General features: G+C 33.6%; 13 protein-coding genes. 12 read left to right on the top strand and 1 reads right to left on the bottom strand.

Annotated elements, in window-relative coordinates; genetic code table 11:
- Positions 1-296 precede the first annotated feature (296 nt).
- Complete coding sequence (locus CN514_RS02390; RefSeq protein ID WP_098231221.1) at positions 297-542, bottom strand: DUF2164 family protein; 246 nt, start codon at positions 540-542, stop codon at positions 297-299.
- Between the two features lie 245 nt (positions 543-787).
- Between CN514_RS02390 and sufC the strand changes: the two genes are divergently transcribed.
- From sufC to CN514_RS02330, 12 genes are all read left to right on the top strand, one after another.
- The gene (gene sufC, locus CN514_RS02385; RefSeq protein WP_098231220.1) at positions 788-1,573 is read left to right on the top strand and encodes a Fe-S cluster assembly ATPase SufC; all 786 of its coding nucleotides are present in this window, start codon (positions 788-790) and stop codon (positions 1,571-1,573) included.
- Positions 1,574-1,592: 19 nt separating this feature from the next.
- The gene (sufD, locus tag CN514_RS02380; RefSeq protein WP_098231219.1) at positions 1,593-2,900 is read left to right on the top strand and encodes a Fe-S cluster assembly protein SufD; all 1,308 of its coding nucleotides are present in this window, start codon (positions 1,593-1,595) and stop codon (positions 2,898-2,900) included.
- A complete protein-coding gene (locus CN514_RS02375; RefSeq protein ID WP_098231218.1) occupies positions 2,900-4,120 on the top strand; it encodes a cysteine desulfurase in 1,221 nt (406 codons plus the stop codon). The genes sufD and CN514_RS02375 overlap by 1 nt, the downstream gene beginning before the upstream one ends.
- Entirely contained in the window at positions 4,110-4,559 is a 450-nt protein-coding gene (gene sufU, locus CN514_RS02370) for a Fe-S cluster assembly sulfur transfer protein SufU (RefSeq protein ID WP_098231217.1), read from the top strand. Before CN514_RS02375 ends, sufU begins: the two co-directional genes overlap by 11 nt.
- A 45-nt stretch (positions 4,560-4,604) precedes the next feature.
- Positions 4,605-6,002 carry a Fe-S cluster assembly protein SufB gene (gene sufB / locus CN514_RS02365; RefSeq protein WP_098231216.1) on the top strand — a complete coding sequence of 466 codons (1,398 nt, stop codon included), beginning with the start codon at positions 4,605-4,607 and terminating at the stop codon, positions 6,000-6,002.
- Between the two features lie 189 nt (positions 6,003-6,191).
- Positions 6,192-6,710, top strand: a complete 519-nt coding sequence (locus CN514_RS02360) for a P-loop nucleotide/nucleoside kinase family protein (RefSeq protein ID WP_098231215.1) — start codon at positions 6,192-6,194, stop codon at positions 6,708-6,710.
- Between the two features lie 233 nt (positions 6,711-6,943).
- The gene (gene rfbF / locus CN514_RS02355) at positions 6,944-7,732 is read left to right on the top strand and encodes a glucose-1-phosphate cytidylyltransferase (protein ID WP_098231214.1); all 789 of its coding nucleotides are present in this window, start codon (positions 6,944-6,946) and stop codon (positions 7,730-7,732) included.
- A 78-nt stretch (positions 7,733-7,810) separates the two neighbouring features.
- A complete protein-coding gene (locus CN514_RS02350) occupies positions 7,811-8,911 on the top strand; it encodes an NAD-dependent epimerase/dehydratase family protein (RefSeq protein WP_286141510.1) in 1,101 nt (366 codons plus the stop codon).
- Positions 8,908-10,161 (top strand): UDP-glucose dehydrogenase family protein, encoded by a 1,254-nt coding sequence (locus CN514_RS02345; protein ID WP_098231213.1) that lies wholly within the window; start codon positions 8,908-8,910, stop codon positions 10,159-10,161. Before CN514_RS02350 ends, CN514_RS02345 begins: the two co-directional genes overlap by 4 nt.
- A 63-nt stretch (positions 10,162-10,224) precedes the next feature.
- The gene (locus CN514_RS02340) at positions 10,225-11,823 is read left to right on the top strand and encodes a glycosyltransferase (RefSeq protein ID WP_098231212.1); all 1,599 of its coding nucleotides are present in this window, start codon (positions 10,225-10,227) and stop codon (positions 11,821-11,823) included.
- A 14-nt stretch (positions 11,824-11,837) separates the two neighbouring features.
- Positions 11,838-12,809: an NAD-dependent epimerase/dehydratase family protein gene (locus CN514_RS02335; protein WP_286141509.1), complete on the top strand. Its 972-nt coding sequence runs from the start codon at positions 11,838-11,840 to the stop codon at positions 12,807-12,809.
- Positions 12,810-12,845: 36 nt separating this feature from the next.
- Positions 12,846-13,253 carry a polysaccharide biosynthesis C-terminal domain-containing protein gene (locus CN514_RS02330; protein ID WP_176525766.1) on the top strand — a complete coding sequence of 136 codons (408 nt, stop codon included), beginning with the start codon at positions 12,846-12,848 and terminating at the stop codon, positions 13,251-13,253.
- Positions 13,254-13,667 lie beyond the last annotated feature (414 nt).

Raw genomic sequence — 13,667 nt, 5'->3', positions numbered from 1 at the left:
AAAATTTGATAATTAATTAACAAGTTTGTTTTTCAACAGCGTTAAGAAAAGAACCTTCATTATAAAAAAGGTTCTTTTCTTTCTTTTCTTATTTATTTAATAAATTTGATTAATGAAATTAAACCTTTTCGTAAATAATGGTAGAGTCTGTATGAAAACATTTATTTGTTTTGACAATATAAGAATAAGTTGAACAACTATATAAATATTGAATAATCTAAAATTAAGTATGTACGATAAAAAAGTGTGTGCTAAGGTCGTTAAAAACTAAAAGCAAAGAAGTTTACTAAAACAACTTAATCTTCAATCTGCTCTTTTAATAATAAAGCATAAAGATCTTCCACACGTTCGGACATAAATCTTTGTGAGTCTTCAACTCCCTTATTGTAAAACATCGGTCCAAGTTTTTGTGATATAAAGTCTAAAAGCAACACCGAACTTAATTCACTTAATTCTTCGTCCCTTTCCTGTAAAAAATACGTTTGTAGTTGATTAATCGCAAATTTTTGTTGATCTGGTGGAAGCTTAGTTGTTTTAGACATTAAATTCCCCTCTTTTTTAGTTGTGATATTAGATTTTTTATTTCCTATATATATATAGTATCTCTATTTATTCTTTTTTTGCGAAAAAAAGTTACAAGAAATAAAATTTTTTTGGTAAAATAGTGCACAACTTGAAAATACTTTTTAATTGCTTTAAGATTAGAATGAGAATAAAATGAGAATGAACTTAAAATAGCCATTTTCTATTTTATAGAATTTTTATGTAATATTATGGAGGGTGTAAAATGGGAGCTTCTACATTAAAAATAAAAGACCTTCAAGTAGCAATTGAAGGAAAGCAAATTTTAAAAGGTGTAAACCTTGAAGTAAAAGGTGGAGAAATTCACGCAATCATGGGACCAAATGGTACAGGTAAATCAACTTTATCTTCTGCTATTATGGGTCATCCTAAATATGAGGTAATCGGTGGTAGCATCGAGCTTGATGGCAACGATGTTTTAGAAATGGAAGTTGATGAGCGCGCTCAAGCTGGTCTTTTCCTTGCTATGCAATACCCAAGTGAAATTAGCGGTGTAACAAACGCAGATTTCTTACGTTCTGCAGTGAATGCACGTCGCGAAGAAGGCGATGAAATTTCATTAATGAAATTTATCCGTACATTAGATAAAAACATGGAATTCTTAGAAATGGATCCAGAAATGGCTCAACGTTACTTAAATGAAGGTTTCTCAGGTGGAGAGAAAAAACGTAATGAGATTCTTCAAATGATGATGATCCAACCTAAAATTGCTATTCTTGACGAAATTGACTCAGGTTTAGATATCGATGCGTTAAAAGTAGTTTCTAAAGGTGTTAACGAAATGCGTGGAGAAGAGTTTGGTTGCTTAATCATCACTCACTACCAACGCTTATTAAACTACATTACTCCTGACTACGTTCACGTTATGATGCAAGGTCGTATTGTAAAATCAGGTGGTCCTGAATTAGCTGCACGTTTAGAAGTTGAAGGATATGACTGGATTAAACAAGAGTTAGGTATCGAAGACGAGACTGTTGGGCAAGAAGCTTAATCGGATAGGAGGGATTCTCATGACAACTGGTACTACAATTCCATTTAGTCAAGAAACAGTTAAGCAGCTTTCTGCACTGCTAAATGAACCTGCATATTTCACAGAGTTCCGTTTAAATGCACTAGCAAAAGCTGAATCACTTTCTCTTCCAAAGCCAGATAAAACAAATATCTCTAAATGGGATTTCTTTGGAAAAGAATTTAATGTTACAGCTGGAAATGTTCCTACAAAAGATCAATTACCAGAGTCAGTAACATCTTTAATAAATGAAGACACTGATCAATCAGTTTATGTACAATATAATGGTTCTGCTGTATATCACTCTCTTTCTTCTGAAGCAAAAGAAAAAGGTGTAGTATTCGTAGATTTACACACAGCGATTAAAGATCACGAAGATCTTGTGAAAAAATATTTTATGACAGAGGCTGTAAAAGTCGATGAAAATAAATTAATCGCTTTACATGCAGCATTAGTAAATGGTGGAGCTTTCTTATACATCCCTAAAAATGTTGTATTAGAAAAACCAATCCAATCAATTTTTGTTGTAGATGGTGAAAACGTACCTGCATATAACCACGTTTTAGTTGTTGCAGATGTAAACAGTGAAGTTACTTATGTTGAAAACTATGTTTCTACATCTGCTGATTTAGATGCGGCTGTTGTTAACGTTGTTACAGAAGTAATTACATTAGACAATGCAAAAGTTCGTTATGGTGCTGTTGATACTTTAGCTAAAGGTGTTACTGCTTATGTTGTTCGTCGTGGTCACGCTGGTCGCGATAGCAAAATCGAGTGGGCACTTGGCCTTATGAACGATGGAAACTCAGTTTTCGAAAATGTTACAAACCTAATTGGAGACGGTTCTTTCGGTGACATGAAAATGGTTACTGTAGGCCGTGGTGAGCAAACTCAAAACTTTACAACAAGCATTATTCACTTTGGTAAAGGATCTGAAGGTTGGATCTTAAAACATGGTGTATCAAAAGATGCTGCTACTTCAATCTTTAATGGTATTGGGAAAATTGAACACGGCGCTTCTAAGTCTAATGCACAACAAACTTCACGTGTATTAATGCTAAGCGAAAAAGCTCGTGGAGATGCGAACCCAATTCTATTAATTGATGAAAACGATGTTATGGCAGGTCACGCTGCTTCTGTTGGTAAAGTAGATCCAACTCAACTGTACTACTTAATGAGTCGCGGTATTCCGAAGAAAGAAGCAGAGCGCTTAGTTATTCACGGATTCTTAGCACCTGTAGTTTCGGAATTACCAATTGAAGAAGTTAAAAAAATGCTTGTTGATGTTATCGAGAGGAAGGTTAAGTAATGGATGTTAAAGCAATCCGTGAAGCCTTTCCGATATTAAATCAAGAAGTAAATGGACATCCTTTAGTATATCTGGATAGTGCTGCAACTTCACAAAAACCTGTTCAAGTAATAGAAGCTGTTGCTAACTACTATAAAGAATATAATTCTAACGTTCATAGAGGTGTACACACTCTAGGAACAAAAGCTACTGATGCATACGAGGGAGCTCGTGATAAAGTTCGTAAATTTATTAATGCATCATCAATTGAAGAGATTATTTTTACTAGAGGTACAACTACTGCAATTAATACAGTTGCTGCTAGCTACGGAAGAATGAACTTAAAAGCTGGAGATGAAATTGTGATTTCTTATATGGAACATCACAGTAACATTATACCTTGGCAACAGGTTGCTAAAGCTACTGGCGCAACATTAAAATATATACCATTAGAAGAAGATGGTTCAATCAGCGTAGAGCAAGCAAAAGCTACAATTAACTCAAATACAAAAATAGTTGCGATTATGTACGTTTCAAATGTACTTGGTTCAATTAACCCTGTTAAAGAGATTGCAGCAATTGCTCATCAAAATGGAGCAATCATGCTTGTTGATGGTGCACAAAGTACTCCTCATATGAAGGTCGACGTTCAAGACCTAGATTGCGATTTTTACGCATTTTCTGGTCATAAAATGTGTGCTCCTACAGGTATTGGTGTACTTTATGGTAAAAAACAGCTTCTTGAAAACATGGAACCTATTGAATTTGGTGGGGAAATGATTGATTTCGTTGACTTACAAGATTCTACTTGGAAAGAACTGCCATGGAAATTTGAAGGTGGAACTCCAATCATTGCTGGTGCAGTTGGTTTAGGAGCTGCTATTGATTTCTTAACTGAAATCGGTATGGATAATATCGAAAAGCATGAACATGAGATTGCGAATTATGCACTTGAACAGTTATCTACTGTAAAAGGTGTAACAATCTATGGGCCGAAGCATCGTGCAGGGCTAGTAACATTTAATGTGGAAGATGTGCATCCACATGATGTTGCAACTGTATTAGATGTTGAAGGAATTGCTGTTCGAGCTGGCCATCATTGTGCACAGCCATTAATGAGATGGTTAAAGGTATCTGCTACTGCTCGTGCAAGTTTTTATCTGTATAATACAAAAGAAGATGTAGATGCTTTTGTAAGAGGATTAGTTAAAACGAAGGAGTATTTCAGCGATGTCTATTAATCGAAACATTGATCTAGATGCATTATATCGTCGCGTGATAATGGACCATTATAAAAACCCCCGTAACAAAGGGGTAGGAGCAATATCAGAAAACGATGTAACAATAAACATGAATAACCCTACTTGTGGTGATCGCATTGAGCTTCGTTTAAAGGTTGATGATGGAATTGTATCAGATGCTCGTTTTGACGGTGAAGGATGCTCAATTTCAATGGCGTCAGCTTCAATGATGACTCACGCAATTAAAGGTAAAAAAATAGAGGAAGCCCTGCAGCTTGCTCATATATTTTCAGATATGATGCTTGGAAAAGAATACGATGAATCAATCGATTTAGATGATATTGAAGCACTTCAAGGTGTTTCAAAGTTTCCAGCACGAATTAAATGTGCAACACTTGCATGGAAAGCGATGGAGAAGGGGTTAAAATCAGAGGAATAATCTTCTGTATTTAATCCTCCTCTTCTATTAGAAGGGAGTAAAATAATGTCTACTAATTTGCCAGATATTAGTGATTATAAATATGGTTTTCATGACCGTGACGTATCGATTTTCCGTTCAGAACGTGGTTTAACGAAGGAAATCGTTGAAGAAATTTCACGCATGAAAAATGAACCAAAATGGATGTTAGATTTCCGTTTAAAATCTTTACAACATTTCTATGATATGCCAATGCCTCAATGGGGTGGAGACATGTCTGATTTACGCTTTGATGAAATTACTTACTATGTAAAACCATCAGAGAAAACAGAAAAGTCTTGGGATGAAGTACCTGAAGAAATCAAAAATACTTTTGATAAATTAGGTATTCCTGAAGCAGAACAAAAGTATTTAGCTGGAGTATCTGCACAGTATGAGTCTGAGGTAGTTTACCACAGCATGAAACAAGACTTAACTGATCTTGGAATCTTATTTACTGATACAGATACAGCGTTACGTGAGCATGAAGAAATTTTCAAAGAGCATTTTGGTAAAGTAATTCCGCCTACAGATAACAAATTCTCTGCATTAAACTCAGCTGTTTGGTCTGGTGGATCATTCATCTACGTACCAAAAGGTGTTAAAGTAGATACGCCACTTCAAGCTTATTTCCGTATTAATTCGGAAAATATGGGTCAATTTGAGCGTACACTAATTATTGCTGATGAGGGCGCACATGTACACTACGTTGAAGGTTGTACAGCTCCTGTCTATACAACAAACTCACTTCACTCTGCAGTAGTTGAAATCATCATTAAAAAAGATGCTTACTGCCGTTACACTACAATTCAAAACTGGGCGAATAACGTGTTCAACTTAGTTACGAAGCGTGCTGTGTGTGAAGCAAATGCAACTATGGAATGGATTGATGGTAACATCGGTTCTAAATTAACAATGAAGTATCCTGCAGTTATCTTAAAAGGTGAAGGTGCTCGTGGCCTTACGCTTTCTATTGCAATTGCTGGTAAAGGACAACACCAAGATGCTGGTGCTAAAATGATTCACTTAGCTCCAAATACTTCTTCTACAATTGTTTCGAAATCTATTTCTAAACATGGTGGTAAAGTAACGTACCGTGGTATCGTACACTTCGGTCGTAAAGCAGCTGGATCACGTTCAAATATCGAGTGTGATACGTTAATTATGGATAATGCATCAACTTCTGATACAATTCCATACAACGAAATCTTAAACGACAATATTTCTCTTGAGCACGAAGCGAAAGTTTCAAAAGTATCTGAAGAGCAATTATTCTACTTAATGAGCCGTGGTATTTCTGAGCAAGAAGCTACAGAAATGATCGTAATGGGCTTCATTGAGCCATTTACAAAAGAATTACCAATGGAATATGCAGTTGAAATGAACCGTCTGATTAAATTCGAGATGGAAGGTTCAATTGGTTAAAACTCTACAAATGTTGTTGAACAAACATTTGAGGCGTTTTAAGGGCTCTCAACCAATTTGGTTGGGGGTCTTTTTTTATACAAAACTTGAATTTGTCTACATAGCATAGCACAAGAAGATATGTATACGCATAATCTTTATAGAAATCCTTAATTCCCTATTAACTAGGTTCTGGAAAGGAAACTTAATATGAATAATAGAAACAATAGCTCCATATATATTATTTCAGGTCCATATGGTGTAGGTAAATCGACAGTTACAAAGGCACTTGCCCAGGAGTTAGAAAATGCTGCAGTAATAGAAGGTGACTTAATCAAATTAATGTTCGGAGGAAAAAAACTACCTCCGTGGGAAGAAATGTTAGCTATTATATGGAAAAATATTCTCTCATTAACAAAGAACTTTCTTGAAAATAACATTAATGTAATTATCGATTATGTTGTTGAAAGTGAGTTAGAGTGGTTATATAAGCACTTATCGGATTTAAATGTAAAAATTCATTATGTGGTATTACGGGCAGATGATGATATGATTATTAGTCGATTAAATCAAAGGGGGGATGATTATTTAATAAAAGGATCTTTATATTTAAAAAACAAACTTGAAAACTTTTTGCCAAACAAAAAATATCTCTATGACACAACAAATAAACAGCCCGTTGAAATTATTCATGATTTAAAAAAGCGCTTTGATCAATTTTGTCTATAACTTTGACTACACTAACATTGTTTGTCAGTTTACCCTAAACCTCTCATGTACTTCTTAAATACTTTTTCCCGTTTCAAGTAAGTCTCATTTTAACTTTCCTTTCTAAAATGCGTTTTTGAATGTTGTATACGCCTAAACAATTTTGAAAATAAAGAATATGTTATTAAGAAATTGACATAGCAACTAATAGATGTTTATTCAAGAAGCAGAATGTCAGGATAGGAGAGAAAAATGTGAAGGTCTTAATTTTAGCTGGAGGGTTTGGCACAAGAATAAGTGAAGAAACCCATTTAAAGCCGAAACCTATGATAGAGATTGGTGACAAACCCATTTTATGGCATATCATGAAGCTTTACTCTAGTTATGGTTATAACGACTTTATTATCTGTTTAGGGTATAAGAGCCATGTAATCAAGGAGTATTTTTTAAATTATTACCTATATAATTCTGATTTAACATTTGATTTTAAGAAGGGAAATGAATTTATTATTCACCAGAATTCGGTTGAACCTTGGAGGGTTACCTTGGTTGACACTGGCTTAAATACAATGACTGGTGGCCGAATTAAGAAAGTGCAGGATTATGTTGGTAATGAATCTTTTATGTTGACCTACGGTGACGGAGTAGGTGATGTAAATATTAAGGAATTAGTAGAATTCCATCACTTACATGGGAAGCTGGCTACATTAACAACTACACAGCCTCAAGGCAGGTTTGGAGTTTTATCCTTGTCCAATGATCAGAACGTAGAGAAGTTTCAAGAGAAAATACCAGAAAAAGGCAGTTGGATAAATGCTGGCTTTTTTGTATTGCAGCCAGAAGTATTTAATTACCTGAACAACGGTGAACAAACCATATTTGAAAAGGAGCCCTTAGAAAACCTGGCTAAAGATGGTCAATTAATGGCATATAAACATAATAGTTTTTGGTATCCAATGGATACTTTGCGGGATAAGACATATTTACAAGAAATGTGGGAGTCCAATAAAGCTCCATGGAAAATATGGGATAAAAATAATTAAGAACAACAGTTTTTAGTGTATGCCTCTGTAATTGGTGCAATCGTTTTATTAAAAAGAGTGAATGTGGAGGTAGATAACTTGGATTTATATGAAAAACACAATATCTATCAGTCAGATCTTCAATATATATTTAATAATCTTGATCAGACAGAAATAGAAAAACTTAAGGATTCATCAATCCTCATAACGGGTTGTGCCGGATTCTTAGGCTACTATTTCATGTCATTTTTATCTAATTATTCAGCGCAACTTGGTATTAAAAAGATTATTGGAATTGACAATTTTAAACTAGGAAAACCCAAATGGATTACAGATTTAAGGAAATTAAATCCAAAGATTGAATTATACATTTTTGATATTACTCAGTTTTCATTATTTGATACTAATAAAATTAACGATGTTGATTTTATTATCCACATGGCTTCGATTGCCTCGCCAACCTTTTATAGAAAATATCCTCTTGAAACCTTAGATGCTAATGTATTTGGACTAAGAGCTTTGTTAGACTTTTATAAGGATAAAAGCATTAAAGGGTTCTTGTTTTTCTCCAGCAGTGAAGTTTATGGTGATCCATTTCCGAGTTACATTCCGACTTCCGAGGAGTATAGAGGAAATGTGGCAATGATAGGACCACGCGCATGCTATGATGAGGCAAAACGATTCGGAGAGACGCTATGTTACTTATACGCCGAAAAATTTGGTATGCCCATTTCAATTGTCAGACCATTTAATAATTATGGTCCCGGAATGAGACTTAATGATAAAAGGGTGCCTGCTGACTTTGCAAAAGCTATTATTGAGAATAAAAAACTGATTATGCACTCCGACGGAAAACCAACTCGAACATTTTGTTATGTTACAGATGCAATCACTGGTTATTTAAAGGCGCTACTATATGAACCATTTGACTACTTTAATATAGGAATAGATACACCTGAAATTTCAATAAAAGAATTAGCCCAGATTTATAAGGATGCAGGCTCAGCAATTTTTGGTTTTAATCAGTCTATAGAATTTAAAGAATCGGAAGAAAAGAGCTATCTAACACATAATCCATTAAGAAGATGTCCTGATATTTCAAAGGCAAGAAAATTTTTAAACTATTCCCCAGCAATATCAATTGTTGAAGGTATCGATCGCTTTCTAACCTTTTTGAAGGAAGAGGGTGAAATTCATTGATTACTGTAATTGGCCTTGGATTTGTTGGATTGACCACGGCTTTAGGATTTAGCGAGAAAGGGTATCGTGTTTACGGTTTTGATATTGATCAAAAGAAGAAGGAGCAATTAAGAAATGGTAAGATTCCCTTTTATGAACCTAATCTTAATGAAAAATTAAATAAGCACTTTAATAAAGGTTTTACGATTACAGATGATTTACAGGAAGCTGTAATCAACAGTGAAGTTATCTTCCTTTGTGTGGGAACCCCGAGCAAAAAAGATGGTAGTGCGGATTTGGGATATATCTTCGAAGCAATTAAAAATGTAGCAGGCTATATAAAAAAGCCTGAGTTTAAAGTATTAGTGATCAAATCGACTATTCCTCCATCCACAACAAGTGAAAAGATTAAACCATATCTGGAAAATTTAGGTTTTAAGGTTGGAGTTGAAATTGGCCTAACCAATAATCCTGAATTTTTAAGAGAAGGATATGCTTGGGACGATTTTATGAATCCAGATCGTATTGTTGTTGGCCAGGAGGATGATAAAAGTGGACGGATACTCGAAACGATATACCAAATTTTTAATGCCCCGATTTACCAGGTTTCTTTAAATACTGCTGAATTTATTAAGTATTTATCTAACACGATGCTGGCTACTCTTATCAGTTTCGCAAATGAACAGTCACTAATCGCTAGGTCTATCGGAAATATTGATATAAAAAGAGCCTTTCAGGTCTTACATCTTGATAGAAGGTGGAGTGGCGCACCAGCTAATATGTCATCTTATGTATTCCCGGGTTGTGGATTTGGCGGCTACTGCCTTCCTAAAGATACGATGGCTTTAGTTAGTCAGTCCTTAAAGAATTCTTACACACCAGAACTATTAACAAGTACCCTAAAAGTAAATGAAGCCATTAAAGAATTTGTTGTCATTGATATAGAAAGAAAAGTTGAAAAGAATGAAAATATAGGAATCCTCGGGTTAGCATTTAAGCCAAATTCAAATGACATTAGGGATACACCGGCAAAAGCTATAATTCAAGGTTTACTTCAAAAAGGATACACAAATATCATCGCCTATGATCCTATGGCAAACGAAGAGTTTAAAGAGGCAAATGGCTTTCCTATTCAATATTCTCCTAACTTATCATCACTGCTTTCAATGGTTGATCATGTTGTAATTTTAACAGCTTGGGATGAATTTACTAAAAATGAAGAGTCGATAAAGAAAAAGAACGTTTTCGATTACCGTTATATTTACCATTAGTTAACAATTTAAGGGATACCTAAGCTGCAGACTAAAATTTAAACTTGAAAGGAGTTTGAACAGTTGAAACATTATTATTGCTCAACGTTTAGTAAGGATTACGCCTATAAAGGTTTATTATTATACAACTCAATTGAACAACATGATAAAGATTTTCATTTTTTTATGATATGTCTTCATGAAGAAGCAAAAAAATTATTTGAGAAAATGAATCTAACTCATGCATCTATAATAAGTTTGGAAGAGATTGAAAAGGAAGACAAAGAATTACTTTCGGTAAAAGGCTCTCGAAATGACAAGGAATATATTTGGACCTCTAAAGCGTCGGTATGTATATATCTATTAAAACAATTCGAAGAAATCGATCATATTGTATGGCTGGACGGTGATACCTTCTTTTTTTCGAATCCAGAACCTATTTTTACCGAATGGGGAGAATACTCTGTTACGTTAACAGCCGAAAAATGGCTAAACGAACATAGTATATTAGGCGATACGAACGGCATCTATAATACCGGTTTTATGGGTTTTAAAAGAGATGAATATTCGATGGTATGCCTTCATTGGTTTAGAAAGAAGCTTATAGAATGGTGTTTTGACAGATGGGAAAAAGGACGTTGGAGCGACCAGGTATATGCAAATGATTGGCCTGTAAGATTTCAGAATATTGGTATTATTGAGAATGTAGGTGTCAATCTTACTCCTTATATCATAAATTACAGGTTAATAGAAAGTGCAGTTATTAAAAAAGACAAAGATATATTTATAAATAATGAAAAAATAATATTTTTCCATTTTTATGGGTTTAAATACTATGATGGCAATGTCTTTGATATTTGTAATTATGTAATGAACTGCAGAGATGACGTCACTAAGCATATTTATATTCCCTATATAAATGCCTCAATAGCAATGATGAATAAAATAAAAGAAGTGGACAGTAACTTCGTTCAAGAAAAGAGTATAAAAGATAATCATATAAGAAATTATTTTAACCTTGAAATAAATTTGTCAGCTGATAAAGGAAAAAATAACCTATGTACAATTATTGGGAAAGAATCTCTTGAACAAGGTTTAGCACTTTTTAACTCCCTTAAGATGAATACACCCAATTTTCAACTATGGATTTGCTGTCTAGATGAGAGCACCTATTCCTTCTTTTACAAATTGAGTTTAGATCATGTCCTTCTTATAAATTTAAAAAATCTTGAAGGCAACGAGTTATTAAGCATCAAAGATACTCGAAGCCCTGAGGAATATATCCGGACATTAAAACCTTCCTTTATTTCATATATATTTAAAAATAATTATCAAGTAAATTCTCTTGTTTATACCAATGTTGATAACAGCATTTATACAGATTTTAATAACTTATTTGATGAATTGAAGCGTGGGAACTCTCTTTTAATTTTCACGAGGCCAGTTACTACTGAAGAAGAAAAGAATTATGGTGTGTATGATGCTGGACTAATAGGATTTAACAGAGATGAAATCGCACTAGAATGCCTGTACAAATGGAAGAAGGATTGTATTAATTGGTGTTTTAACAAAGTGGAAGTAGAGCTATGGTTAGACCAAAAGTATTTAGACCAATGGCCGAATCAGTTTACAGGTTTAAAAGTCATGGAGAGTCCCACTAGAACTCTTGATCCAGAAAAATAACAATGGAGGAATTTATGGCAGAGACTAATTATTTTTATAATCAAAAGGTTTTAATTACTGGAGCAAATGGATTCATTGGATCTCATGTCGTGCAAAAAATGGTAAATGAAAAAGCCGATGTATCCATTATAGTTAGGGAATCATCCGATTTATGGAGAATTGAAGAATTAAAAAAGCATATTGACATCCATCTGATTGATTTAAGAGATTCCGTTTCAATAGACAATTGCGTAAAACAGATTAAGCCAGAATATATTTTTCATGTTGGTGCATATGGTGTTGATTCTAGACAAAAGGATTATTTAACTGCAGTTAACACCAACATCATAGGGACAATGAATATGTTAAATTCTTTAAAAGATGTAGGATGCAAGAAATTTATTAATGTAGGTACTTGTATGGAATACGGTGACAAAAAGGAAATAATTAAAGAGAGTTCTTATTTAAAGCCCGATAGTATTTACGGAAGTACTAAAGCCTCATCCTCCATTATTTCCCATCAAATCGCTTCAGAAAATAACATAGATATTGTAACTCTAAGGCCTTTTGGTGTATTTGGAGAGAAAGAGGGAAGCCATAAATTTTTTCCTTATATTATTTTATCTAATTTAGATGGCAAAGAAGTTAATTTAACTCCGTGTGAACAATACCGGGATTATTGTTATATAGAAAATATTATTGAAGGTTTTATTTTGGCTGCCCAAAATGAAACTATTAAAAACGAAATATTTAATATCGGCAGTGGTACTATTTATAAGCTAAAGCACTATGTTGACATGATTTACAAGGAAATGAGCCCAAATAAAGAACCAAATTATGGTGCACTTACTTATAGGGAAAATGAAGTTTGGAGACAACAGCCTGATACCACTAAAATAAAAAACGTTTTAAAATGGGAACCTAAAATAAGCCTCCATGATGGCATAAAACGAACTATTGATTGGTATACAAGAAATAAAGAAAAATTTATAAGAACAGGTAGATAAAAGAAGACGGTAATGGGGTGGGAAGGAGTTGTTATAATGGAGAAAGGATTTGAATTAATTTCCATTCAACCTTTTGAAGATAAGCGAGGAAGTCTAAAAAAAATTATAATGAAAAGTCAGTTAGAGGAAGATATCCAAATTGAAGAGGTGTACTTACTGTATTCTGAAAAGGGAAGTGTTAGAGGGAACCACTATCATAAAAAAACTTTAGAGTATTTTGTGATTGTTAGTGGGAAGGCGAAGGTTGCACTGAAGAATCTTGATACAGGAACATTGGAAGAAATCAATATTTCATCAAGTGATAATTTGATTTTAAAAGTTACACCTTATGTAGTGCATGCTTTTAAAAACGAAGGGGATCTGCCGTTAGTCATGCTTGCCGTTTCATCCAAGGAATATAATAAACTTGATACAGATACATTCAATATGGAAATCATACAATAAATAATTTTCATCTAATAGCCTGGAAATTACAAAAACTACCATCACCAGTGGTTGGGAATCTTTTTTTTGTGTCTAAAAATAGCTTGTGACATATGAATTTTTTTGATTACATTTGACCAGAAATTAATCTTAATGTACTTTTGAAATTTTAGCAGCTGTTTGTTCTTTGAGTTAAGAAGGTGTATATTCAAAATCAATGGTTTTATTAATAAATCTTTTTCTATTTTATTTTGTCTGCGAATTTTTTTTTTTATAGGTGAGTGACTTTCGTGCCGATTACATGCCGATTTCGGTTTAGTTTATAATATCGAATATTGACGAGTGTATTTTTGAAACATTGATTTAAAGCCATTATTTGTATTATATTTAATTAATTCTACTTTATTTATAATTAATTAAATTCGAGATGGAAGG

The organism is Bacillus sp. AFS001701 (assembly GCF_002559405.1).
Taxonomy (GTDB): domain Bacteria; phylum Bacillota; class Bacilli; order Bacillales; family Bacillaceae_G; genus Gottfriedia.
This window is presented reverse-complemented; position numbering and strand designations above follow the sequence as displayed.

Coding starts and splice junctions, on each gene's coding strand:
- sufU (WP_098231217.1), top strand. CDS start 4,110: ATGTCTATTAATCGAAACATTGATCTAGATGCATTATATCGTCGCGTG.
- CN514_RS02390 (WP_098231221.1), bottom strand. CDS start 542: ATGTCTAAAACAACTAAGCTTCCACCAGATCAACAAAAATTTGCGATT.
- CN514_RS02330 (WP_176525766.1), top strand. CDS start 12,846: ATGGAGAAAGGATTTGAATTAATTTCCATTCAACCTTTTGAAGATAAG.
- sufB (WP_098231216.1), top strand. CDS start 4,605: ATGTCTACTAATTTGCCAGATATTAGTGATTATAAATATGGTTTTCAT.
- sufD (WP_098231219.1), top strand. CDS start 1,593: ATGACAACTGGTACTACAATTCCATTTAGTCAAGAAACAGTTAAGCAG.
- CN514_RS02375 (WP_098231218.1), top strand. CDS start 2,900: ATGGATGTTAAAGCAATCCGTGAAGCCTTTCCGATATTAAATCAAGAA.
- CN514_RS02335 (WP_286141509.1), top strand. CDS start 11,838: ATGGCAGAGACTAATTATTTTTATAATCAAAAGGTTTTAATTACTGGA.
- sufC (WP_098231220.1), top strand. CDS start 788: ATGGGAGCTTCTACATTAAAAATAAAAGACCTTCAAGTAGCAATTGAA.
- CN514_RS02360 (WP_098231215.1), top strand. CDS start 6,192: ATGAATAATAGAAACAATAGCTCCATATATATTATTTCAGGTCCATAT.